Raw genomic sequence first — 21,673 nt, forward strand, 5'->3', positions numbered from 1 at the left:
GTCGGTTATTTACCCAGCCGCGCAGTAATGGAGTTTAGGCACGATCTAAGGGTTCCGTGATTTATTGCGAAAAATTGCTGAGGAAGTTGACGCCACGCGGGTTTTCACCCCTGCGACATATTGTTCCGATGAGCCTTGCAAGGCGCGGGCAGGCAGCGCCAGAATGCTTTCATCTGCCCCGCCGAAGTAAGGAAGCCCGATGCCCGATCCTGTTGCTGCGAGCCTGCGTCTTGCGCCAGAAGCCTTGACCCGGCCGTTTTCCGCCGAACAGTTCGCCTTTTCCACCACCAATGATCTGGAGCCTTTTCGCGGTGTGCTTGGCCAGGAACGTGCTGTCGAAGCCTTGCAGTTCGGCGTCGCCATGCCTCGTCCTGGGTACAACGTATTTGTCATGGGTGAGCCCGGTACCGGGCGATTCTCGTTCGTCAAACGTTACCTCAAGGCCGAAGGCAAGCGCTTGCAGACGCCCTCGGATTGGGTCTACGTCAACAATTTCGATGACCCTCGTGAACCCCGGGCCCTGGAACTGCCGCCAGGCAGCGCAGGATCGTTCATTTGTGACATTGGCGGTTTGATCGACAATTTGCTGGCAACCTTTCCGGCTGTGTTTGAGCATCCGTCCTACCAGCAGAAGAAAAGCGCCATCGACCGCGCTTTCAACCAGCGATACGACCGCGCGCTGGATGTGATCGAGCGCGCGTCGCTGGAGAAAGACGTAGCCCTGTACCGTGACAGCAGCAACGTTGCCTTTACGCCGATGGCCGATGGCAAGGCGCTGGATGAAGCGGAGTTTGCGCAGTTGCCAGAGGCCCTGCGCGAGCGCTTTCACGACGATATCGCTGATCTGGAGGAGCGCCTCAACGAAGAACTCGCCAGCCTGCCGCAGTGGAAGCGTGAGTCGAACAATCAGCTGCGTCAGCTGAACGAAGAAACCATTACCCTGGCGCTGCAGCCGTTGTTGGCGCCGCTGTCGGAAAAGTACGCGGAGAATGCGGCCGTCTGCGCTTACCTGCAGGCCGTGCAGGTGTATCTGTTGCGTACAGTGGTCGAGCAACTGGTCGATGACAGCAAGACCGACGCCCAGGCGCGCAAGCTCCTGGAAGAGCAATATGCCCCGAGTCTGGTGGTTGGCCATCACGTCAGTGGTGGTGCGCCGGTAGTGTTCGAGCCGCACCCGACCTATGACAATCTGTTTGGCCGGATCGAATACAGCACCGACCAGGGCGCCCTCTACACCACCTATCGTCAGTTGCGTCCCGGCGCCTTGCATCGGGCCAACGGTGGGTTCCTGATTCTTGAAGCCGAGAAGATGCTTGGCGAGCCCTTTGTCTGGGACGCCCTGAAGCGAGCCCTGCAGTCGCGCAAGCTGAAAATGGAGTCGCCGTTGGGTGAGTACGGCCGTTTGGCTACCGTCACCCTCAATCCGCAAATGTTGCCGCTGAACATCAAGGTCGTGATCATCGGTTCGCGCCAGCTCTATTACGCCCTGCAAGACCACGACCCGGACTTCCAGGAGATGTTCCGGGTGCTGGTGGACTTCGATGAAGACATTCCAATGGTCGATGAAAGCCTGGAGCAGTTCGCTCAGTTGCTCAAGACCCGCACCAGCGAAGAGGGCATGGCGCCGCTCACCGGGGATGCCGTGGCGCGTCTGGCGACCTACAGCGCGCGCCTGGCCGAAAATCAGGGGCGCCTGTCAGCGCGTATTGGCGACTTGTTCCAGTTGGTCAGTGAGGCAGACTTCATTCGCCACCTGGCCAGCGACGATATGACCGATGTCGGTCATATCGAGCGGGCGCTGAAGGCCAAGGCTACCCGTACCGGTCGGGTGTCGGCGCGAATTCTCGACGACATGCTGGCCGGCATCATCCTCATCGATACCGAAGGGGCCGCTGTAGGCAAATGCAACGGTCTTACCGTGCTGGAGGTCGGGGATTCGGCCTTTGGTGTGCCGGCGCGCATTTCCGCTACGGTCTATCCAGGTGGCAGCGGAATTGTCGATATCGAACGCGAGGTCAACCTTGGCCAACCGATTCACTCCAAAGGAGTAATGATCCTCACCGGGTATCTGGGAAGCCGTTATGCCCAGGAATTCCCGCTGGCGATTTCGGCAAGTATTGCCCTGGAGCAGTCCTACGGATATGTGGACGGTGACAGTGCATCGCTGGGTGAAGCCTGCACTCTGATTTCAGCCCTGTCGAAGACGCCACTCAAGCAGTGCTTCGCGATCACCGGTTCGATCAACCAGTTCGGCGAAGTACAGGCGGTCGGTGGGGTCAACGAGAAAATCGAAGGCTTCTTCCGGCTCTGTGAAGCACGAGGACTGACGGGCGAGCAGGGGGCGATCATCCCGCGCGCCAACGTTGCCACGCTGATGCTGGATGAGCGGGTTCTGCAGGCCGTACGTGCTGGCATGTTCCATGTCTACGCGGTAAGCCAGGCCGACGAAGCCTTGAGCCTGCTGGTAGGCGAGCCTGCTGGCGAGCCGAATGCCGAGGGCGAATTCCCTGAAGGCAGTGTCAACGCCCGTGTAGTCGAACGCCTGCGAGTGATTGCCGAGATGATCAGCGAGGAAGACCTCAAGGAGGCCGAGAAAGAGCAGGCCGAACTGGCCTTGGCCCAGGTCAAATCGTCCTGAGTCAAATTATCGGCGCTCCAGCGGCTGTGACCGCTGGGCGCCGGTTTTTTCACGCGAAAGCAAATCTCTTCTATTCTTCACATTAAGGACTGTAGTCACTACAGGAATGAAACAGCCCTGTGCGCAGGGTTGAACAGGGGTTTTACCGAGGATCGACGCCATGCCGCGCAGCCTCAGCCTTACTCGTCAATGCCTGGGCCTGGTGACTCGCATTGAATGCAGTATTCGTCCGCTGGCCGGCGACAACGGCATGTGGACCCTTCTTTTCGCCGCTGGGATGGCGGGCGAACAACCTTCTGCGATCAAGGCTCAAGGGCCGTTTCATGGGCCTTTCGTGGCTGAGTCGGTACTCGATGCTATCGTCGACAGCTTGACCCTTCACGGTTATCAGCTGGCGGATGATCCGCAGATCTGGTGCGTGCATCTGCAAGCCCAGCTTCGCCGGATCAATGGCGAGCGCGTCCACCACGTCGGTGACTTCCAGTTCCATCCGGAAACCTGAAGCGTTCCTCCGGACCCGCCAATCTCGCCCGGTACTGCCTGTGTCAGCGTGCCACGGGCTTTTTCTGTCATGGCTGGCTGTTTATACTCCTGTTCGCTTTTAATGCCACCTGACGAGTTATCAATGGAACGTATTATCGAAAATGCGATGTATGCCTCGCGCTGGCTGCTCGCTCCGATCTATTTTGGTCTGTCGTTGGGCCTGCTGGCGCTAGCACTGAAGTTCTTCCAGGAGATCTTCCATGTATTGCCCAATATCTTTTCCCTGGCTGAAGCCGACCTCATCCTGGTGATCCTGTCCTTGATCGACATGGCGCTGGTGGGCGGGCTGCTGGTGATGGTGATGATTTCCGGCTACGAGAACTTTGTCTCGCAACTGGACATTGATGAGGACAAGGAAAAGCTCAATTGGCTGGGCAAGATGGACTCATCTTCGTTGAAGATGAAGGTTGCAGCGTCGATCGTGGCAATTTCCTCGATCCATCTGTTGCGGGTGTTCATGGATGCACGCAACATCGAGACCGAATACTTGATGTGGTATGTGATCATCCACATGACTTTCGTAGTGTCGGCATTCGCCATGGGCTATCTGGACAAGCTGACCAAGCACTGATCGCTCTGCCAGGCGTATTACCTGACCGCCCGTCCGTTGCAAAACGGACGGGCGGTTGTGTTTTTGCCTTGTGCTTTGACGCGTGCTGTACAAAAAATGAACCGTCACTCGAAGTGCCTGCTCCACGTTCCAGTAGCGAGGTATCGCAATGAACCTTCAACAACTGAACACTGAGGCCAAGGCCGGTCATGTGGAAGAGCTCAACCTGATTGCCATCGAAGGCGGCGACTTCATTCTTGAGGCCCGTGTCAAAGGCCATGCCCACCCCCTTTCCGATACGCAGGGGCAGCGTCTGAAAGTGCATTCGGTGGTCGATGCGCAACGTCTGCTCAATGGTTTGCCTGCCGTGCCTGTGCACCTTGTCCATTGGTCGATGGATGACGAGATGTGCGGAGGAAGCAGTGCCGGCGATGGCGATATGAAAATACCGATGCCGCGACGTTCCGCCTGGTAGCTGAACTGCTTTGCCGCAGTGTGCTAGGCTGCTCGCCCTTTTCATAAAGGGCGCGGTTGTCGTGCGCCCTGCAGCGGAGCAAGCAAATGTCCGAAATCAACCTGTCTACCGACGAAACGCGCGTCAGCTACGGCATCGGCCGTCAGTTGGGTGGCCAACTGCGCGACAACCCGCCACCGGGCGTTAACCTGGACGCCATCCTGGCCGGCCTGACCGACGCATTCAACGGCAAAGACAGCCGCGTCAGTGAAGAAGACCTGTCGGCCAGCTTCAAGGTCATCCGTGAAGTGATGCAAGCTGAAGCTGCTGCCAAGGCCGAAGCGGCTGCGGGTGAAGGCAAAGCGTTCCTGGCCGAGAACGCCAAGCGTGATGGCATCACCACCCTGGCTTCGGGTCTGCAGTTCGAAGTGCTGACCGCAGGCGAAGGCGCCAAGCCAAGCCGCGACGACAGCGTTCGCACTCACTACCACGGCACCCTGATCGACGGCACCGTCTTCGACAGCTCCTACGAACGTGGCCAGCCAGCAGAATTCCCGGTTGGCGGCGTGATCGCAGGCTGGACCGAAGCGCTGCAACTGATGAATGCCGGCAGCAAGTGGCGCCTGTACGTTCCGAGCGAGCTGGCTTACGGCGCTCAGGGCGTTGGCAGCATTCCGCCGCACAGCGTACTGGTATTCGACGTCGAGCTGCTGGACGTCCTGTAACACCTATCGCGGGGCTAGCTCACTCCCACAGGGTTGTAACTGCTGTGGGCGCGGGCTCGCCCCCCGATGCTGTTCAGTTCCACTCGGTTCCACCGCCAGGGCGCAACGCCCGTGCGTAGCAGAACAGGAACAGGTTCCTCACCAGTTCCTTGAGCACTATCGGCTCACTTGAGTTCAAGCCATTGATATCCAGGTCTCCCTGATCGCGCAGTTCGTCCAGTGCTTCTTGTTCGAGCACGGCACAGACTTCGCCGGTTTCCCGGTGCAGGATACGAAGGTAAGGGTGCGGCCGGTCAAGCCAGGCGTCTATCAGATAAGTCATGGCTATTCTCCTTGGAAGCGTCCAATGAGAATAATTCTTATTATCAAAATAGCAAGGGTCTATTGGTAAAAAAGCGCCCAATGGTGCAGCAAGTTGTTTCGAGGCCGGGCGCCAGCCTCGAAACCGGCAGGGTCAGACCTTGCGGACGAACTCGGACTTCAGCTTCATCGGGCCGATGCCGTCGATCTTGCAATCGATGTCGTGGTCGCCGTCGCACAGGCGGATGTTCTTGACCTTGGTGCCGACCTTGACCACCAGTGAGGTACCTTTGACTTTCAAGTCCTTGATCACGGTGATGGTATCGCCGTCCTGAAGAACGTTGCCAACCGAATCCTTCTTGACCGCTTCATCGCTGGCTGCCTCGGTTTCACCAGCGGCGGACCACTCGTGTGCACACTCGGGGCAGATCAGTTGGACGCCATCTTCGTAGGTGTATTCGGAGTTGCATTTAGGGCAGGGTGGCAAAGTGCTCACTAGGGTTCCTCAAGACGTACAGGTACAAAACCTACATTATATAGGGTTTTGTTGGCCAGCGGGCGAATGCAATCGCGGGGCAAGCCCGCTCCCGCAGTGGGAACGGGGTTGCCCCGCGATTGGGGAGGTGCGGATCAGTGGGTACGGGCGACTGCGAATTCGCTCAGTTCCACCAGGGCGTCGCGGTATTCGCTGGCTGGCAGCACTTCCAGGCAGGTGATGGCACGGGCTACATAGTCGCGGGCCAATTGCGCGGTGTAATCCAGCGAGCCAGAGGCTTCCACCGCTGCACGGATGCTCTCGAGGTCTTCGATGCCGCCTTTCTGGATGGCCTGGCGTACCAGGGCCGCCTGTTCGGGGGTGCCTTCACGCATGGTGTAGATCAGTGGCAAGGTTGGCTTGCCTTCGGCCAGATCGTCGCCGACGTTCTTGCCCAGGGTCTGTGCATCGCCCTTGTAGTCGAGCAGGTCGTCGACTAGTTGGAATGCGACACCGAGGTGATCACCGAAGGTGCGCAAGGCCTCGCTCTGCTCAGGCGTCGCCTGGGCCAGGGCAGCGGCGCTGTGGGTCGACGCTTCGAACAACATCGCGGTCTTGCCGCGAATGACGTCCATGTAGACCTCTTCGGTGGTGCTGGCGTCGCGTACCTTCGATAGCTGCAGGACTTCGCCTTCGGCGATCACGCGAGTAGCCTTGGAGAGGATCTGCATGACCGGCATCGAGCCCAGTTCGACCATCATTTCGAACGAGCGCGAATAGAGGAAGTCACCCACCAGCACACTGGGTGCGTTGCCCCACAGGGCGTTGGCCGTGGAACGGCCGCGGCGCATGCCGGACATGTCGACGACGTCGTCATGCAGTAAAGTGGCGGTGTGCAGGAATTCGATGGTGGCGGCCAGCAGGCGCACGTCGTCGCCTTCGCGACCAAGGGCTTTGCCACACAGCAGCACCAGCAACGGGCGCAAGCGCTTGCCACCAGCTGAAGTGATGTAGTCGCCGATTTTCGATACCAGCGGTACACGCGAAGTCAGCTGTTTCTTGATAATCTCGTCAACGGCGCTGAAGTCATCCGCTACCGCACGGTAGAAAGCTTGGGGTTGCATCGGCCACAGGTGCTCCATAAAGGTTGCGCGGCATGCTAGGTCGCGGGTCCCGGCCTGTCAAGGCGCGGTCCGGGCACACCGGGGGCAGGACTTGCAAGGGATGCACGCCTTGCGTACAATCGCGCACCCTGAACTTCCTGGGCAGCACCTGCCTTACGCAATTGCACTGGGCCGTTCCAGCCCTATGCAGCCATGCCAGCCAATACTCTTACTATAAAGAGCTGGGTGAGCAGGATTATCGGAGAAATACCCATGTACGCAGTAATTGTTACCGGTGGCAAGCAGTACAAAGTCGCCGAAGGTGAATACCTGAAAATCGAAAAACTGGAAATCGCCACTGGCGAATCCGTTACCTTCGACCGCGTTCTGTTGGTTGCCAATGGCGACGACGTGAACATCGGCGCTCCAGTCGTTGCTGGTGCCAAGGTTGTTGCTGAAGTGATCTCGCAAGGTCGTCACGACAAAGTGCGCATCATCAAGTTCCGCCGCCGTAAGCACCACATGAAGCGTATGGGCCACCGCCAGTGGTTCACCGAAATCAAGATCACCGGTATTTCGGCTTAATCGCCTAAATCCCCATTTCTGGAGAATTGAACCATGGCACACAAAAAAGCTGGTGGTAGTACCCGTAACGGTCGCGACTCAGAAGCCAAACGCCTTGGCGTGAAGATGTATGGCGGCCAGGCTATCGTTCCTGGCAACATCATCGTGCGTCAGCGCGGCACCCAATTCCACGCTGGCTACGGCGTTGGCATGGGTAAGGATCACACCCTGTTCGCCAAGATCGAGGGTAAGATCAAGTTTGAAGTTAAAGGCGCCTTCGGTCGTCGTTACGTGAGCATCGTCGCGGCCTGATCGCGTTGACGCTGGAAAAGCCCTGTCTCGCGACGGGGCTTTTTCGTTTGTGGGGTGAGTCTCTTGCAAAGCTGTTTGTATGGGCTGCCGGCGCTGGTGTTTCGGTCGTTGACGGGGGCCGCCGCGCTCACTTTTGCAAGAGCCTTATGTCTTTGTGTCACTCAGCTCGTCAAGCTGACGAGAGGCGGTTTTTATGAAGTTTGTTGACGAAGTATCGATCCGGGTCAAAGCCGGTGATGGCGGTAACGGTTGCATGAGCTTCCGCCGCGAGAAATTCATTGAAAATGGTGGTCCCAACGGCGGTGATGGTGGCGACGGCGGTTCGGTATTCATGGTCGCCGACGAAAACCTCAATACCCTGGTTGACTACCGTTATACCCGTCACTTTGAGGCCCAGCGTGGCTCCAACGGTGGCAGCACCGACTGCACCGGCAAGAAAGGTGACGACCTGATTTTGCGTGTGCCAGTCGGCACGACCGTAATCGACTCCGCTACCCAGGAAGTCATCGGCGACCTGGTCAAGCCAGGTCAGAAGCTGATGGTGGTTCAGGGCGGCTGGCACGGTCTGGGCAACACCCGTTTCAAATCCAGTACCAACCGTGCGCCACGCCAGACCACTCCAGGTAAACCGGGTGAGCAGCGTGACCTGAAACTGGAAATGAAAGTGCTCGCCGACGTCGGTCTGCTGGGCTTGCCGAATGCCGGCAAGAGCACCTTTATCCGTTCGGTCTCGGCGGCCAAGCCGAAAGTCGCCGATTACCCATTCACCACCCTGGTGCCAAACCTGGGTGTGGTCAGTGTCGACCGTTGGAAGAGCTTCGTAATTGCCGACATTCCCGGCTTGATCGAAGGCGCGTCCGATGGTGCAGGCCTGGGCATTCGTTTCCTCAAGCACCTGGCGCGTACTCGCCTGCTGCTGCATCTCGTTGACCTGGCCCCGCTGGATGAAAGCAGCAGCGCTGATGCCGCCGAAGTCATCGTCAACGAGCTGACCCGCTTCAGCCCGTCGCTGGCCGAGCGTGACCGTTGGTTGGTGCTGAACAAGACCGACATGCTGATGGATGACGAGCGCGACGAGCGCGTCAAGGAAGTGGTCGAGCGTTTGCAGTGGGAAGGCCCGGTCTACGTGATCTCGGCAATCTCCAAGCAAGGCACCGAACAGCTCAGCCGCGACATCATGCGCTACCTCGAAGATCGCGCCGACCGTCTGGCCAACGATCCGGCCTATGCCGACGAGCTGGCTGAGCTCGATCAGCGTATCGAAGACGAAGCCCGTGCCCAGTTGCAGGCGCTCGACGATGCTCGCGCCTTGCGCCGTAGCGGCGTCAAGAGCGTGCACGACATCGGCGACGACGATGACGACGATTGGGATGATGACGACGAAGACGGTCCGGAAATCATTTACGTGCGCGACTGATTCGTTGCAGTACACTAAACGCCGCTCTCTGGAGCGGCGTTTTAGTATCTAAAGATCTATATAGGTTGGAAGAAGATGCGGAGCAAGGTGACGGGTGCGCAGCGCTGGGTGGTGAAAATCGGCAGTGCGCTGTTGACCGCCGATGGCAAGGGTCTGGATCGTGCGGCCATGGGTGTCTGGGTCGAGCAGATGGTGGCGTTGCATGAGGCGGGTGTTGAGCTGGTACTGGTGTCGTCCGGGGCGGTTGCCGCCGGGATGAGCCGCCTGGGCTGGGCCAAACGACCGAGCGCCATGAATGAGCTGCAGGCCGCAGCTTCGATTGGCCAGATGGGGCTGGTGCAGGCCTGGGAGTCGAGTTTTGCCGAGCATGGCCGGCATACCGCGCAGATCCTCCTGACCCACGACGACCTCTCGGATCGCAAGCGTTACCTCAACGCCCGCAGCACGTTACGCACGCTCGTGGAGCTGGGCGTAGTGCCGGTGATCAACGAAAACGACACGGTGGTCACCGACGAGATTCGGTTTGGCGACAACGACACCTTGGCCGCGCTGGTGGCCAACCTGGTCGAAGCTGACCTGTTGGTGATTCTCACCGACCGTGACGGTATGTTTGATGCCGACCCGCGGAACAACCCCGACGCGCAACTGATCTACGAAGCCCGTGCCGACGATCCGAGCCTGGATGCCGTAGCCGGTGGCACCGGTGGTGCGTTGGGACGTGGCGGCATGCAGACCAAACTGCGCGCTGCTCGCCTGGCTGCCCGCTCCGGTGCCCATACCATCATCGTTGGCGGTCGTCTGGAGCGCGTGCTCGACCGTCTCAAGGCCGGCGAACGCCTTGGCACGCTGCTGTCACCTGAGCGTGGCATGCTTGCAGCGCGCAAGCAGTGGCTGGCCGGCCACCTGCAGACTCGTGGCACCCTGGTGCTCGACGACGGAGCAGTCAAAGCCCTGCGCCAGGCCAACAAGAGCCTGCTGCCGGTAGGGGTCAAAACGGTGCAAGGCAGCTTCCGCCGTGGTGAAATGGTCGTGTGCGTCGGGCCTGACGGTCTGGAAGTGGCTCGCGGCCTGGCTAACTACAGTGCGCTGGAAGCACAAAAAATCATCGGACAGTCATCTGAAGCCATCGAAGGTTTGTTGGGCTACATTGCCGAGCCGGAGCTGGTGCACCGCGACAACCTGATTCTGGTCTGAGGAAACAATCGTGTTCAAGGGAATTGTGGCAGCCGCGCTGCTGGCATTGCCGGTGCTGGCATCGGCCGAAGAAATTGGCCAGGTGTCGACCGTGTTCAAGTTTGTCGGACCCAACGACCGTATCGTCGTTGAAGCGTTCGACGATCCGAAAGTGGATGGCGTGACCTGCTACCTGTCGCGGGCCAAGACCGGTGGCGTGAAAGGTGGCTTGGGTTTAGCTGAAGACCGAGCCGAAGCGTCGATTGCGTGCCGCCAGGTTGGGCCGATTCGCTTCAAGGAGCAGCTCAAGGACGGTGACGAAGTGTTCAAGGAGCGCACTTCGCTGGTGTTCAAGACGATGCAGGTTGTGCGCTTTCTCGACAAGAAGCGCAACACTCTGGTCTATCTGGTGTACTCGGACCGCCTGATCGAAGGCAGCCCACAGAACGCCGTCACCGCGATTCCTATCCTGCCTTGGGCCCAGTAACATCGGGCTCAACGCATCGCCGGGCAAACCCGCTCCCACGGGGCGGGCTTACCCGGCGATCGACCTTACGCTGAGGCCTCTTCCTCTTCTTCGTTGCGCACCACTGCCTTTTCCACGTCGCGGCGGCTGATGTATTTCCAGTCCGCTTCGTCGATGTAGATCCCGTTCGGTCCGCTACCGCCTTCCAGGTCGATGGCAACATGTGCCGACACCTGTGGCTTCACGCTCGCCAGAATCGGCACGAAGCCCAACTGCAGACTGGTTTCCAGCAAGGCCGCCTGGTTGCGTTCGTCGATGTCGGCCGCTTCGTCGAGGTAGTAGGGCAGGCGTACGCGGCCAGCCAGGTCGCGGTCCATCAGGTGCAGCAACAAATACATGTTGGTCAGCGCCTTGATGGTCATGGTGGTGCCGTTGGATGCCGCACCGTCGATGTCGGTGTGGATCACTGGCTGACCACCGACCTTGGTGATTTCAAAGGCCAGTTCGAACAGATCCTTCAAGCCCAGCTGGTTGTGGTTTGCCGCCACCAGTCGCGCCAGGTACTCCTTGGCCTCTTCGTTCTTGTTGTCCTGCTCGGCGCTCGCGTTGAGGTCGAACACCGACAGCGTCTCGCCTTCTTCGTACTGCCCGGCGCTGTGGATAATCTGGTCGATGTGCTTGAGTGCTTCCTTGTTCGGGGCCAGAACAATGCGGAAGCTCTGCAGGTTGGAAACCTGACGTTTGTTGATCTCGCGGTTGAACAAAGCCAGCTGGTGTTCAAGGCTGTCATAGTCGCTACGGATGTTGCGCAAGGTCCGGGCGATATCGGTCACCGCTGCACGGCGCGCCTTGCCCAGGGTCAGGGCTTCTTCGGTGCGGTGCGAGTAGGCGTTGATCAGCAGTTGCAGGCGGCGTTCCATGTCGTCTTCGCTGTCGAACTTGGCCACGCCCTTGAGGCGAACCTGGGCGTACAGCGCTTCGATCTGGCCATCGACGCGCAGCAAACCTTGCCAGCTGTCCTGGTAGTCGTTGAGCAGGGGCAGCAGGTTGTCCATGGAATCGTCTACCGGCTCCATGAACGGCGTACCGAATGGCAACTCGGCGGGCAGCAATTGGCGACGGCGCAAGGCGTCGTCCAGGGTGCGCTGCTTGGCTTCCATGTCGGCGATCTGCCGGCCAACCAGCTGCAGCTTGGCCGACAATTGCTGGACTCGCTCGGTGAAGGCGTCGCTGGAGCGTTTCAATTCATCCTGGGCTGCTTCCATCTGCGCCAGTTGTTCGAGCTTGTCGTCTTCTTCTGCGGCCAGCGTCTGGCTGCGACGGAAGTCTTCCAGGGCCTTTTGCGCATCCAGTACTTGCTGGTAGAGGGCTTCGGTCTGGGTTTTGCTGGCGGCGCGATCCGCGCTGACGGCTTGTTGGGTCTTGAGTTGTTTGAACTCTTTTTCCAGACGCTCTTTTTGGTCGCGTAGCGCGGCGCGATCGGCCAGGGCCTGCAGGGCAGGGGGCTCGATATGCGACAGGTCGATGGACAGGCCAGGCACTTCGAAGCGTTCGCCTTTGAATCCGTCCAGCACCGCTTCCAGGGATTTGACCCAGACGTCGCTGTCATCCAGCTCGATGCCTCGTTCGCCCAGCGGCAGGCTGAACAGTGCGCCGTTGAACAGGCGCATCAGGCGCTCGACATCCTGTTGGGAGAATTCTTCGCGCAGACGGGCATAGCTGTTGTTGTCGGCATGGTCGAGCTGCTGCTTGACCGACTTGAGGCGTTTCTCCAGCTCACGCAGACGCTCTTCGAGGTCTTCGGCGCTGAACTGACGCGACTGGGCCAGGGCGCCGGCCAGTTCGTCGTGGGCGTCCTTGGCGGCCAGCAGTTGCTGCTCCAGCACTTTGACGTCGTCGACCAGGGCAAAGCGGTGCTTGAGTACCGACAGCTCGCCGAGCCAGCGCTGCACGCCAGTGATCTCGCGCTCCAGGCGCATCAGCTCCTGGGTACCGCCACGCTGGTCGTTCTGCAGGCTGTCCTGTTCGTTCTTGTAGTGCTCGGCTTGAATGACCAGTTCTTCCTTGCGTGCACTGGCGTAGTCCTGCCAGGTGCCAAGCAGCGAGTCGAGCAGCGGCGACAGGCGATGCAGCTTGCCGCGCAGAATGTCTCGCTGGGCCACGCCGTTGGCCAGGGCTTCGACCAGCGGACCGGCGGCGACCAGCGAGTTGTAATCCTGCTCCATCCGGCGCACATCGCGGAAGGCTTCTTCGCAAGCGGCAATGTAGTCGACGCTGCCCGAGCGCAAGCTGTGCTCGAAGGCATCGAGGAACAGCTGCTTGAGCTTGGCGGCAGTGATTTCACGCATGTGCAGCAGGTTGATGAACAGGGCGCGGAACGTCTTCAGGCTTTGCTCGCTGGTGGAGCGCAGCGGGATCAGGGTGAGATCCAGCGGGATAGTGGTATGGCCACCGACCAGTAGTCGACGCAGTTCGTCAGGCTTGAGCTCGTAGGCCTTGAGGCCATTGCGCTCAAGGTTGTTGAACAGTTCTTTCTGGCGCAGGCAGGTGTCGTTCTTCTGGTAATGAGCCAGGTCCAGCTCACCGGCATAGGCAAAGAACTGATGGCCGAAACCGCCGCCCGGGCCGCGCCCCACCACGCCGATCACGTGAGGGCCGTGGGGCAGGTTGACCTCGCAGAGGATGTAGCTGGTGTCGCTGGCGAAGTAGAAGCGGCGTGACTGCTCGAGGCTGTACTTGCCAAAGCTCATGTCGGACATGCGTGCCAGGATCGGGAACTGCAGGGCGTTGATCGAGGCACTCTTGCCCAGGTTGTTGGCACCGTAGACCGACAGCGGGTGTTCCAGGGGGAACAGGCCGAGGCTGTAACCGGCGGTGTTGAGCAATGCGAAGCGGCGAATGCCGTAGCGTTCCTGGCTCATGCGTCAATCTCCTGTTGCTCTTCGGCGATGGCTCGGGCCAAGGCGTCTTCTTCGCTTTCTTCGAACGGGCTGAGGTCGAGTGGATCGTCGGTCTTGTTGAGCTCTTCTGCGCTCTCTTCCTCGACCAACACCGGTGTTGGCAGTGGCAAGTTGCTGTGCAGGCTGGCGGCAAGGTCTCGGTCCTGCTGGACCGACAGGCAGACGTCAAGAAAGCGGTGCATCGGTGGCAGGAAGCGGTAGATGCCGTTTTCTTCATGGGCAAAACCCAGCTGGGTCATGCGTCGCATGATTTTTTCTTCCAGCTCGTCCGGTGTCTGTACTTCAGCCTGGATAAACAGGTCGCGGTATTTCTCCAGCATCGACGGCAACTCATCACGGCCAAGGCTGCCACCGTCGAGCACCGACATCGGATCGCGGCCCTGGTCGGCCAGATGCTCGACCAGGATGAAGGTGAACAGCGACAGGCGCTGGGCGGTTTTGTTTACCTGGGCGGCGGCCAGGTCCGGGACGAAGTAGTAGAAACCGCGGGTATCACATACCAGTTCGAAGCCAAGGGCCTTGAACAGACCGCGGTACTGGTCCTGGAAGTTCGACAGTTGGGCGTACAGCTCCGGGTCGCGGCGGCTGATATGAAAGCCCTTGAACAACTCGCGGAAGATCGGTGCGAGCTGAGGCAATTCGGAAAGATCAAGATGCATTGGCAGGGCTCGCAGTAGGCTCAGGCGATGGTTCGCGGCTCGATGTCAGGGCGAACGAGCGCAGGCTGACCAGGTGTTCGCGGGTGGTGTATTCACAGCGCTCCAGGCGTTCGCGGCTAAAGCGCTTTTCCCGGGACAGGCGTGAGAACCAGTACAGCAGCTCGTCGGTGGCGCCTTCGGGCTCCTGCTCCAGCAACCAGACCATCAGGTCGGGCAGTGGCAGGGCGCTTTCGCAGCGCTCGAGCATTTCCTTGACGGTGCGTGGTGCTCGCGGTGTTTCGCCCTTGCGGGTTTTATGCGCTTTCGGGAATTGCGCAGGCTTGGGTTCGAAGCGGGCCAGGGCGTAAACATAGGCTTCGACCTGGCTGGCGCTGCCGAGAAACGTGCTTTGTGGTCGCGTGAACATCGGCATGGCCGCTTGCGGTACCGCGTCCAGGCCCTTGCGCCGGATGACCGAGAGCGCCAGGGCTGCGCCACGGGTTACGGCGTTGTGACGGCGCGCTTCTTCACGCAGCGGCAACAGCAGTTCGCGAGCATGGCGCAAGGTCAACTGGGCGCTGGTCTGCATCTCGAGGATGCGCGCATGGGTGCGCAGGAGCATGTCGTCGTCGACCAGGTGCCCCAGGCGTGCCTGTTCGCCAAGCAGGCGCAGCAAAACGGTCTCGACCTTGCGTACACCCTGTTCGAATGCGCCATCGGCGTTGACCAGCTGGATCATCGGCTCGACGTATTCGTCCCAGGTGGCCAGGACTTCGGCATATCGCTGGCGCAGTGGGATCTGGCGGTCGCTGGTCTTAGCGCGTTCGGCCACGGCGACCAGGGCCTGCTCGTCGTTGTCGAGCTTTTTCAAAACGTCGCGCACACGCATGTCCAGCAGGCGCAGTTGGCGTGCCAGATCGTTACCGTCGCGAATCTCGAAGGCGTCCTGGATGTGGCCAGCGAGACGTTCCAGGTGGCGCAGGTAGGCTTCGATTTCCAGGCACAGGCCCAGGCGGTGCTCACGGCGCAGGTAAGCGAGGAAGTCGTGGATCTGGGCGTTGAGCTCGAAACGGTTGGGGCTTTTCGCCACGGGCACCAGAATATCCAGGCGGATCCACACGTCGAGCAGGCTGGTAATGTCCTGGGGCGTGCTCTCCAACTGCTGGTTGGCCAGTTGTTGGCGCAGTTCGCCGAGGCTCAGGGTGCCCCCGTCGAAGCGCTCGCACAACGGCTCGAGCAGGGCCCAGTGTTCGGCTAGGGCGCGCAGGACGCGCTTGGGTTCGATCATTGGCGGGTCGACTCGTTGCCAAATAAAAGCGCCGATTGTACTGCATCACGTGCCTGTCGATTCACCCCCTGATCGCTAGAAGCTGCTGTCGGGCGGTTTTCTGCCGATCAACAGCGGCACCGGAGCGCGAACAACGGTAGAATATCGGCCCTGACTTATCCACAGATGGCCGATCCTTCTTGTTAATCGAGTCCCGCCGCCGCGCTTATCTCAATGCCATGCAAGTGGTGCATTGGCTGCCGCGTACCGAACTGCCGTTCGCCGCCCCTTCGCGCCCGGAGCTGTTGCTGCCGCTGTTGCCTGAGGCCGTACCCGAGTTCGATGAGGCACCGGCACAGCCGGTACGGGTGGCGGTCAGTACGCCGGTTGCGCGCAGCGGCGAGCGACCGAAAATCGAGATTCCCCGCCCTGGCACCGCCGCCAAGGCAGCCAGTAAGCCAGCAGAGAAAGCCGAGCCTGCGGCCGAGATCACCAAGCCGAAGCCAGTTGCACCGCCGCGTTTTTCCCTGCAGTTGCTGCGTGCCGGCAATTGCCTGCTGCTGGTGGAACTGGCTACGGGCGAGGCGTTCCAGAGCCGTGACCCTTCCTACCTGTTGCTCAAGGACATGCTGCGTGCCGCCGGACTGCCTGATAGCCCGCAGATCATTGGCGAGCCGGTGCGCTGGCCGTTGCTGGTGCGCGGCAATCTCGACCAGGGCCCGCAAGCGGCGACCGATTTTGTCCAGGGCTTCATCCAGGCCCGGCTTGAAGAGACGCCCTGTGCCTGTTTGTGGCTGATTGGCCTGCCCGCCGTGCGTTTTGCCGGCGAGGCGGACGCCGAAGCTTATTATCGCGAGTTGCCGATAGAAGGGCTGGGCACTGCCTGGGCCTTGCCCGGCCTCGAATTGTTGATGGACGAGCCGCAGCGCAAGGCGCACGTCTGGCAAGCCATGCGCCGGCTTATGGCGCGCTGGAAACCAAGTGATGAGTGACACAATCAGCTTCCGCCGGATGACCGAGGCGGACCTGGACGCTGTACTGAAGATTGAATATGCGGCCTTCAGCCACCCCTGGACCCGCGGGATTTTCCTCGACGGGCTCAAATCCTATGAAATCTGGCTGATGTTCGAAGGCGAGCAGCAGGTGGGTCATGGCGTAATCAATGTGATTATCGACGAGGCGCACCTGCTCAACATCACCGTCAAGCCGGAAAGCCAAGGCCGTGGCCTGGGCTTACGCTTGCTTGAAGAGCTGATGAAGCGCGCCTACGAGATGAACGGCCGTGAGTGCTTCCTGGAAGTGCGCGCCAGCAACCAGTCGGCGTATCGCCTGTACGAGCGCTACGGCTTTAATGAAATCGGCCGACGTCGTGACTATTATCCGGTTGCTGGCGGTCGGGAAGATGCCCTGGTAATGGCCTGCACCCTGATCGATTGAAAGGCTCAGCGCTCTGGCTTGCCGTCCAGTGGGTCGCGACGAGCCAGTTCGGCCTCATCAAGGCCGTTGCCGCCACCAATTTCGCCTTCATCGACCACGCTCAGGTCCCAATCGGCCGGATGATTTGCGCCTGGCTCCGAAGGGGAGCGGGCTCCATCCTCGGGAATCAGTGTTTCAGGTTCGAGGTCGTCGTCGGTTGGATCGAAACCGCTGTCGACGTTGGGAGTATTCTCATCAAAGTGCAGCTCTTGCATCGAGCCCATGCGGTCTTCGTCGTCGTCGATCGGGGCTGGTTCGGGAGCGTGTGGCGGACGATGGGGTTGAGTCATGGTCAGTCTCCTGCGGGTGGCTGTAATGGGTGGACCCGACGGCTGCCGGAAGATTCCAAAGCGTGACCCGAACGGGCTTGCGCCAGTCACAAATGGGCACCAACCACGAGGCTTGACCATGCACGATCTACAAGAACTGATTGATAACAACGAGCGCTGGGCCGATGCGATCAAGCAGCAGGATCCGGATTTCTTTGCCAAGCTTGCGCGTCAGCAGACCCCTGAATACCTCTGGATCGGCTGCTCGGATGCGCGGGTTCCGGCAAACGAGATCGTCGGCATGTTGCCAGGCGACCTGTTCGTTCATCGCAACGTAGCCAACGTGGTACTGCACACCGACTTGAATTGTCTGTCGGTGATCCAGTACGCAGTGGACGTGCTCAAGGTGAAACACATTCTGGTCACCGGGCACTACGGTTGCGGCGGTGTCCGGGCGTCGATGCAGGATCGTCAGTTGGGCCTGATCGATGGCTGGCTGCGCTCGATTCGAGACCTGTACTACGAAAAGCGCGGTGAGTTGGCGCAATTGCCCACCGAAGAAGAACGTGTTGACCGCCTGTGCGAGCTGAATGTGATCCAGCAGGTGGCTAACGTCGGACACACCACCATCGTTCAGAATGCTTGGCACCGTGGGCAGAGCCTGTCGATTCATGGCTGTATCTACGGTATCAAGGACGGACGCTGGAAGAGTCTGAATGCAACCATCAGTGGCCTGGACCAATTGCCGCCACAGTATCGGTTGCGTCCACAGGACTGAGTGAGATCGTGTCGAGGGCAAACCCACAGGGCAATCGAGAGCCTGTGGGTCTGTCCCACGACGATGCTCACGCCTTCTTCAGTTCGCGCAGGGTCCGGGTTATCGATCCGCTGTTGCACTTGGCGCTTGCCTGATCCCGGGTCATCTTGGCCACCGTGCGGAAGTACAATTCGCATGTCTGCTTCTTCGCCGTCACTTGCCACTTCTGCGTGCATGCGTTCAGCGTCGCCTGGGCATCTGCGTGCGGGTTGCGGCCCATGCCCGCCTGCCAGCAGGCGGCGCTCAAATCCTGGCCCATCATTTTCAAGCCCGCACGATCAGCTTTATCTTGATCGCCATCGTGGTTTTTCTTATCAGCGGCATACCAGATTGCGCTGGGGTGGTTGGCGCCGAGCACCGGCACCTGTTGACCGCTCTGAGGGCTGATGCTTACCAGCCCCAATACGGTGAGCGCTGGTCCGTATTGTTGCTCGATCCAACTTCGCACCGGCGCACCGAACGCGACCATCGGCAGGGCAGTGCCATGGGCATCGCGGGTGAGCTCTTTGACCATGCGCAACTGGTAATCCTTGAAGTACTCATACACACCTTCCAGATCCTTGCCGGCGCTGGCGGGCGCGGCGATCGGAGCGATGTCGATGATGGTCTGGTAGGCCGGTGTCTGTTCGGCAGCAATGCCGTTGTAGGTCAATAGCGTCGCCCAGCGATCGGTGGTGTTGGAGCGCAGATAGTCTTGAGCCTGAGTCAGTGAGTAGTCCGGCGGGAAGTGCAACAACTCGATGCTGCGACGGTTATCCAGGGCCATGCCCAGCGGCAGGAACAGGTTCCAGTTGTAGGCCCACTTGCCGTCGTTGTTCAGGCGACTGGCGCCTTGGAAGGCCAACTCGCCAGCGTCGAGCAAAGCCGCCAGGGGTGTGCTGTAACTAGCGGGAACGCCCTGAATGTCAGCATACAGATTGTGGTTGTCACGGCTGACCCGCACCGTGGCAGCGGTATAGCCATCGCGCTGAACACTCATGGTCAGGTAATGCTCGACTGTCTGTTCCAGGCTCCAGTCGCGGAAACAGATGACATTGCAGTTGTTGGGGTAAGCGAAAAGCCGCGTTACTCGCTCGGTGCTGCCCAGGTCAAGTTGGGCATCGGCCAGCGCAGTCGCGCTGCATGCCAGGGCTGCCAGGCCTAGGCCCCATCGAACTGTCGTGTACATGCTTAACTCCTTGTCAGTAGCTCCTCAGAGTGGGAGTGGGCGCCATACTGGAGGCGTTTCGCGGGGATTGGGAAGGAGAAGATGCCAATGGTGGGGTGGCGCAGGGCTGGGATTCATGCAGGGCTTTTGCTGACGTTGCTGTGCGGCACCCAGGCAAACGCCGATCAGAGGGATGTGTATATGTTTGCCCAATGGGCAGGCGATCATGAAACCCGGGCGTTCCGGCAAATGCTGGTGGATGCGCGCTTGTATGGTGTCGTGCCTATCTATCAGTTGCTGCGCAGTGCCAGTGACTGGCGCTTGTGCTCGGCAGAGCCTTTCGCGGTGGCGCCCGCCGCGCAGTGGCCAGCGGTGCGTTCGACGCTGCAGTTGCTCAAAACGCTGGCGGATCAAGGCGTGCTGCGGCGCTATGAAGTGGTCTCCACGTACCGCGCGCCGCGGCTCAATCGCTGTGCCGGTGGCGCCTTCGACAGTGCCCATATGCGTGCGTTTGCAGTGGATGTATTGCTGCCAGCGGGGACCGACCCCAGACCGCTATGCACGTTCTGGCAGACCCAGGGCAAAGCCTGGAACATGGGACTGGGTCGTTACCCTTCGGGGCGCATTCATATCGATACCGCTGGCTTTCGCACCTGGGGTGGGGACTTAAGTGCCCATTCTTCCTTCTGTACTTTGCCCGCTGGCGCTACGTCTCATAGCAAATGAGCCAGGCAAGTGGCGGCTTGTGCACTGATCCATTGGGTGAAGCGCAGGCACTTTTCGTCGTTGGCCATGCTGGGAGGGCACAGCAGGTAGTACGCCGATTGATCGCGAACAAAGCCGTACGGAGCACACAGTTGGCCGCTGGCGATTTCGTCCGCCACCATCAGGAATGACGCCATGGCCACACCCAGTCCGGCCATGGCGGCCTGTATGCACAGGTAGAAATGCTCGTAATCGGCGCGGCGGGTGTCCTTGGCTGATGCGCCGGTCAATTCCAGCCAGGTGTTCCAGGCACCGGGGCGTGAGGCGCTGTGGAGCAAGCGCAGACCATCCAGGCCATGGCCCGGAACAATCTGGTTGGCGCTGCTAACCGGCCCCACCCGTTCATCGCAGATCTTCACAGCGTGAAGGCTGGCTTCCCAGCGAAAATCGTCGCGCCGTAACGCCAGGTCGACACCGCTTCGCGAAAAATCGACAGGGCCGCCGGCAGCCACCAGATGCAAGTGGATGTCCGGGTGGGCGGCATGAAAGTCCGGCAGGCGGGGAATCAGCCATTTCATCGCGATGGTCGGCTCGCAGGACAGTACCAATACGTCCTCACGAGCTTGTTGTTGGAGGCGGTAGACCGCGCCTTGCAACTGTTCGAAGACCGACAGCGTGGTGCCATGCAGGGCACGACCGGCAGGGGTGAGAAACACGGCGCGGTTTCGGCGCTCGAACAGCGTCACCCCCAGTGACTCTTCCAGCAAACGTACCTGACGGCTCACTGCGCCATGGGTGACGTTAAGTATTTCGGCTGCGCGGACGAAGCTTTCGGTCTGCGCAGCGACGTCGAAGTAACGAAAGGCCGAAAGTGCGGGCAGTTTCATATCGGTGAGAAAAACTAGCGGATTTACTGCACTATAAATCGCTTTTTGCCCAGCACGAAGCTTTCGATAATGGCCATCCATAACTTTATCTGTGTGATTGCCTGACCGATCGAGGAGCTTTTCGTGAATGAACTCATCGCCGTTGCCTTGTTCACCATCCTGGCGGTGATCAGCCCGGGCGCGGACTTTGCCATGGTCACACGCAGCAGTTACGCCTTTGGCAGGCGTGCCGGTTTGTCGGCGGCACTGGGCATCGCGCTGGGGGTGCAGGTGCATGTGATGTACACGATCCTCGGCATTGCCCTGATCATCAGTCAGACCCCTTCGTTGTTCCTGGCGATGAAGGTGCTGGGGGCGGGCTATTTGATCTACCTCGGTTACAAATCGCTGACCAATCGCACATGCATTTCCCTCGATGGCGACCCGGCTTCCAACCAGCTTGGGGTAGGCACAGCCTTGCGTTCAGGGTTTCTGACCAATGCCCTGAATCCCAAGACCATGTTGTTCGTCGTCAGTGCCTACACTCAAGTTGTACAACCGGGTAGCTCTCTTGCAACCAGTCTTGGTTATGGTCTGTTCATGTCCGTCGCTCACTGGCTGTGGTTCAGTCTGGTTGCGGTATTTTTCTCTTCGCCGTCCTTGCGTCGGATCATGCTCGATCGGCAATTGCTGGTCGATCGAGTCATTGGCGTGGCCTTGATTGGCCTTGGATTGGCGGTGGTTCTGGCCAACGCGCGGTGACGCGCAGACAGCGGCCGTGTTGCAGTGTCATGCCGCCAGCGACAAA

General features: G+C 59.9%; 24 protein-coding genes. 15 read left to right on the forward strand and 9 right to left on the reverse strand.

Translation table 11 applies throughout. The annotated features are described in order from the left end of the window. Positions 1 to 199 precede the first annotated feature (199 nt). The 5 genes from V0R60_RS12955 (at position 200) to V0R60_RS12975 (ending at position 4,910) form a co-directional block, all read left to right on the forward strand. Positions 200 to 2,638: a Lon protease family protein gene (locus tag V0R60_RS12955; protein ID WP_136478222.1), complete on the forward strand. Its 2,439-nt coding sequence runs from the start codon at positions 200 to 202 to the stop codon at positions 2,636 to 2,638. Positions 2,639 to 2,798: 160 nt separating this feature from the next. After that, positions 2,799 to 3,140 carry a PA4575 family protein gene (locus tag V0R60_RS12960; RefSeq protein WP_136478221.1) on the forward strand — a complete coding sequence of 114 codons (342 nt, stop codon included), beginning with the start codon at positions 2,799 to 2,801 and terminating at the stop codon, positions 3,138 to 3,140. Positions 3,141 to 3,263: 123 nt separating this feature from the next. Next, complete coding sequence (locus tag V0R60_RS12965; RefSeq protein WP_038614811.1) at positions 3,264 to 3,752, forward strand: TIGR00645 family protein; 489 nt, start codon at positions 3,264 to 3,266, stop codon at positions 3,750 to 3,752. Positions 3,753 to 3,900: 148 nt separating this feature from the next. Then, positions 3,901 to 4,206 (forward strand): DUF6482 family protein, encoded by a 306-nt coding sequence (locus V0R60_RS12970; RefSeq protein WP_136478220.1) that lies wholly within the window; start codon positions 3,901 to 3,903, stop codon positions 4,204 to 4,206. Positions 4,207 to 4,292: 86 nt separating this feature from the next. Further along, the gene (locus tag V0R60_RS12975; protein WP_136478219.1) at positions 4,293 to 4,910 is read left to right on the forward strand and encodes an FKBP-type peptidyl-prolyl cis-trans isomerase; all 618 of its coding nucleotides are present in this window, start codon (positions 4,293 to 4,295) and stop codon (positions 4,908 to 4,910) included. 73 nt (positions 4,911 to 4,983) lie between these two features. Here V0R60_RS12975 and V0R60_RS12980 read toward each other — a convergent pair whose 3' ends face one another. From V0R60_RS12980 to V0R60_RS12990, 3 genes are all read right to left on the reverse strand, one after another. After that, the gene (locus tag V0R60_RS12980; RefSeq protein WP_136478218.1) at positions 4,984 to 5,232 is read right to left on the reverse strand and encodes a PA4570 family protein; all 249 of its coding nucleotides are present in this window, start codon (positions 5,230 to 5,232) and stop codon (positions 4,984 to 4,986) included. 132 nt (positions 5,233 to 5,364) lie between these two features. Further along, on the reverse strand, positions 5,365 to 5,706 hold the full coding sequence (locus tag V0R60_RS12985; protein ID WP_136478217.1) for a zinc ribbon domain-containing protein YjdM: 342 nt from the start codon (positions 5,704 to 5,706) through the stop codon (positions 5,365 to 5,367). A gap of 134 nt (positions 5,707 to 5,840) precedes the next feature. Continuing rightward, positions 5,841 to 6,809, reverse strand: coding sequence for a polyprenyl synthetase family protein (locus V0R60_RS12990; RefSeq protein WP_136478216.1), 969 nt, complete (start codon positions 6,807 to 6,809; stop codon positions 5,841 to 5,843). A gap of 252 nt (positions 6,810 to 7,061) precedes the next feature. On the opposite strand from V0R60_RS12990, the gene rplU reads away from it, so the two are divergent. The 5 genes from rplU to V0R60_RS13015 all read left to right on the forward strand — a co-directional run bounded on the left by rplU (position 7,062) and on the right by V0R60_RS13015 (position 10,741). Beyond that, positions 7,062 to 7,373, forward strand: a complete 312-nt coding sequence (rplU, locus tag V0R60_RS12995) for a 50S ribosomal protein L21 (RefSeq protein WP_010225695.1) — start codon at positions 7,062 to 7,064, stop codon at positions 7,371 to 7,373. A gap of 33 nt (positions 7,374 to 7,406) precedes the next feature. Further along, positions 7,407 to 7,664 carry a 50S ribosomal protein L27 gene (gene rpmA, locus V0R60_RS13000; protein WP_045187979.1) on the forward strand — a complete coding sequence of 86 codons (258 nt, stop codon included), beginning with the start codon at positions 7,407 to 7,409 and terminating at the stop codon, positions 7,662 to 7,664. A gap of 193 nt (positions 7,665 to 7,857) precedes the next feature. Further along, complete coding sequence (gene cgtA / locus V0R60_RS13005; RefSeq protein ID WP_136478215.1) at positions 7,858 to 9,081, forward strand: Obg family GTPase CgtA; 1,224 nt, start codon at positions 7,858 to 7,860, stop codon at positions 9,079 to 9,081. Positions 9,082 to 9,156: 75 nt separating this feature from the next. After that, entirely contained in the window at positions 9,157 to 10,275 is a 1,119-nt protein-coding gene (proB, locus tag V0R60_RS13010) for a glutamate 5-kinase (RefSeq protein WP_136478214.1), read from the forward strand. A 7-nt stretch (positions 10,276 to 10,282) separates the two neighbouring features. Then, on the forward strand, positions 10,283 to 10,741 hold the full coding sequence (locus V0R60_RS13015) for a CreA family protein (RefSeq protein ID WP_330079908.1): 459 nt from the start codon (positions 10,283 to 10,285) through the stop codon (positions 10,739 to 10,741). 65 nt (positions 10,742 to 10,806) lie between these two features. Here V0R60_RS13015 and mksF read toward each other — a convergent pair whose 3' ends face one another. The 3 genes from mksF to mksB are packed head-to-tail and all read right to left on the reverse strand — an operon-like array spanning position 10,807 to position 15,606. Beyond that, a complete protein-coding gene (gene mksF, locus V0R60_RS13020) occupies positions 10,807 to 13,641 on the reverse strand; it encodes an Mks condensin complex protein MksF (RefSeq protein WP_136478212.1) in 2,835 nt (944 codons plus the stop codon). Beyond that, on the reverse strand, positions 13,638 to 14,339 hold the full coding sequence (gene mksE / locus V0R60_RS13025) for an Mks condensin complex protein MksE (RefSeq protein ID WP_136478211.1): 702 nt from the start codon (positions 14,337 to 14,339) through the stop codon (positions 13,638 to 13,640). Before mksE ends, mksF begins: the two co-directional genes overlap by 4 nt. Continuing rightward, complete coding sequence (gene mksB / locus V0R60_RS13030) at positions 14,329 to 15,606, reverse strand: Mks condensin complex protein MksB (RefSeq protein ID WP_136478210.1); 1,278 nt, start codon at positions 15,604 to 15,606, stop codon at positions 14,329 to 14,331. Before mksB ends, mksE begins: the two co-directional genes overlap by 11 nt. 179 nt (positions 15,607 to 15,785) lie before the next feature. Here mksB and V0R60_RS13035 point away from each other — a divergent pair, with 179 nt between their 5' ends. Both V0R60_RS13035 and rimI read left to right on the forward strand, forming a co-directional pair. Next, entirely contained in the window at positions 15,786 to 16,577 is a 792-nt protein-coding gene (locus V0R60_RS13035; RefSeq protein WP_330079838.1) for an energy transducer TonB, read from the forward strand. Then, the gene (rimI, locus tag V0R60_RS13040; RefSeq protein ID WP_136478208.1) at positions 16,570 to 17,022 is read left to right on the forward strand and encodes a ribosomal protein S18-alanine N-acetyltransferase; all 453 of its coding nucleotides are present in this window, start codon (positions 16,570 to 16,572) and stop codon (positions 17,020 to 17,022) included. Before V0R60_RS13035 ends, rimI begins: the two co-directional genes overlap by 8 nt. A 5-nt stretch (positions 17,023 to 17,027) precedes the next feature. Here the strand turns inward: rimI and V0R60_RS13045 are convergent, their stop codons facing one another. Beyond that, entirely contained in the window at positions 17,028 to 17,351 is a 324-nt protein-coding gene (locus tag V0R60_RS13045; protein WP_136478207.1) for a serine kinase/phosphatase, read from the reverse strand. A 118-nt stretch (positions 17,352 to 17,469) separates the two neighbouring features. Between V0R60_RS13045 and can the strand changes: the two genes are divergently transcribed. Further along, the gene (gene can / locus V0R60_RS13050) at positions 17,470 to 18,108 is read left to right on the forward strand and encodes a carbonate dehydratase (protein WP_136478206.1); all 639 of its coding nucleotides are present in this window, start codon (positions 17,470 to 17,472) and stop codon (positions 18,106 to 18,108) included. Positions 18,109 to 18,175: 67 nt separating this feature from the next. On the opposite strand, the gene V0R60_RS13055 is transcribed toward can, so the two are convergent. Then, on the reverse strand, positions 18,176 to 19,315 hold the full coding sequence (locus V0R60_RS13055) for a hypothetical protein (protein ID WP_136478205.1): 1,140 nt from the start codon (positions 19,313 to 19,315) through the stop codon (positions 18,176 to 18,178). An 87-nt stretch (positions 19,316 to 19,402) separates the two neighbouring features. On the opposite strand from V0R60_RS13055, the gene V0R60_RS13060 reads away from it, so the two are divergent. Then, on the forward strand, positions 19,403 to 20,020 hold the full coding sequence (locus V0R60_RS13060) for a D-Ala-D-Ala carboxypeptidase family metallohydrolase (protein ID WP_136478204.1): 618 nt from the start codon (positions 19,403 to 19,405) through the stop codon (positions 20,018 to 20,020). On the opposite strand, the gene V0R60_RS13065 is transcribed toward V0R60_RS13060, so the two are convergent. After that, complete coding sequence (locus tag V0R60_RS13065) at positions 20,008 to 20,886, reverse strand: LysR substrate-binding domain-containing protein (protein ID WP_330079839.1); 879 nt, start codon at positions 20,884 to 20,886, stop codon at positions 20,008 to 20,010. The genes V0R60_RS13060 and V0R60_RS13065 overlap by 13 nt on opposite strands. 123 nt (positions 20,887 to 21,009) lie before the next feature. Between V0R60_RS13065 and V0R60_RS13070 the strand changes: the two genes are divergently transcribed. Further along, positions 21,010 to 21,627, forward strand: coding sequence for a LysE family translocator (locus V0R60_RS13070; protein WP_136478202.1), 618 nt, complete (start codon positions 21,010 to 21,012; stop codon positions 21,625 to 21,627). Positions 21,628 to 21,673: the final 46 nt, after the last annotated feature.

Origin of the sequence: Pseudomonas auratipiscis, assembly GCF_036324085.1 — a bacterium.
Taxonomy (GTDB): Bacteria; Pseudomonadota; Gammaproteobacteria; order Pseudomonadales; family Pseudomonadaceae; genus Aquipseudomonas; species Aquipseudomonas auratipiscis.

What these genes read in the sequence shown, in the direction of transcription:
- V0R60_RS12955 (WP_136478222.1), top strand. Translation starts at nt 200, where the DNA reads ATGCCCGATCCTGTTGCTGCGAGCCTGCGTCTTGCGCCAGAAGCCTTG.
- V0R60_RS12960 (WP_136478221.1), top strand. Translation starts at nt 2,799, where the DNA reads ATGCCGCGCAGCCTCAGCCTTACTCGTCAATGCCTGGGCCTGGTGACT.
- V0R60_RS12965 (WP_038614811.1), top strand. Translation starts at nt 3,264, where the DNA reads ATGGAACGTATTATCGAAAATGCGATGTATGCCTCGCGCTGGCTGCTC.
- V0R60_RS12970 (WP_136478220.1), top strand. Translation starts at nt 3,901, where the DNA reads ATGAACCTTCAACAACTGAACACTGAGGCCAAGGCCGGTCATGTGGAA.
- V0R60_RS12975 (WP_136478219.1), top strand. Translation starts at nt 4,293, where the DNA reads ATGTCCGAAATCAACCTGTCTACCGACGAAACGCGCGTCAGCTACGGC.
- V0R60_RS12980 (WP_136478218.1), bottom strand. Translation starts at nt 5,232, where the DNA reads ATGACTTATCTGATAGACGCCTGGCTTGACCGGCCGCACCCTTACCTT.
- V0R60_RS12990 (WP_136478216.1), bottom strand. Translation starts at nt 6,809, where the DNA reads ATGCAACCCCAAGCTTTCTACCGTGCGGTAGCGGATGACTTCAGCGCC.
- rplU (WP_010225695.1), top strand. Translation starts at nt 7,062, where the DNA reads ATGTACGCAGTAATTGTTACCGGTGGCAAGCAGTACAAAGTCGCCGAA.
- rpmA (WP_045187979.1), top strand. Translation starts at nt 7,407, where the DNA reads ATGGCACACAAAAAAGCTGGTGGTAGTACCCGTAACGGTCGCGACTCA.
- cgtA (WP_136478215.1), top strand. Translation starts at nt 7,858, where the DNA reads ATGAAGTTTGTTGACGAAGTATCGATCCGGGTCAAAGCCGGTGATGGC.
- proB (WP_136478214.1), top strand. Translation starts at nt 9,157, where the DNA reads ATGCGGAGCAAGGTGACGGGTGCGCAGCGCTGGGTGGTGAAAATCGGC.
- mksF (WP_136478212.1), bottom strand. Translation starts at nt 13,641, where the DNA reads ATGAGCCAGGAACGCTACGGCATTCGCCGCTTCGCATTGCTCAACACC.
- mksE (WP_136478211.1), bottom strand. Translation starts at nt 14,339, where the DNA reads ATGCATCTTGATCTTTCCGAATTGCCTCAGCTCGCACCGATCTTCCGC.
- mksB (WP_136478210.1), bottom strand. Translation starts at nt 15,606, where the DNA reads ATGATCGAACCCAAGCGCGTCCTGCGCGCCCTAGCCGAACACTGGGCC.
- rimI (WP_136478208.1), top strand. Translation starts at nt 16,570, where the DNA reads ATGAGTGACACAATCAGCTTCCGCCGGATGACCGAGGCGGACCTGGAC.
- V0R60_RS13045 (WP_136478207.1), bottom strand. Translation starts at nt 17,351, where the DNA reads ATGACTCAACCCCATCGTCCGCCACACGCTCCCGAACCAGCCCCGATC.
- can (WP_136478206.1), top strand. Translation starts at nt 17,470, where the DNA reads ATGCACGATCTACAAGAACTGATTGATAACAACGAGCGCTGGGCCGAT.
- V0R60_RS13055 (WP_136478205.1), bottom strand. Translation starts at nt 19,315, where the DNA reads ATGTACACGACAGTTCGATGGGGCCTAGGCCTGGCAGCCCTGGCATGC.
- V0R60_RS13060 (WP_136478204.1), top strand. Translation starts at nt 19,403, where the DNA reads ATGGTGGGGTGGCGCAGGGCTGGGATTCATGCAGGGCTTTTGCTGACG.
- V0R60_RS13065 (WP_330079839.1), bottom strand. Translation starts at nt 20,886, where the DNA reads ATGAAACTGCCCGCACTTTCGGCCTTTCGTTACTTCGACGTCGCTGCG.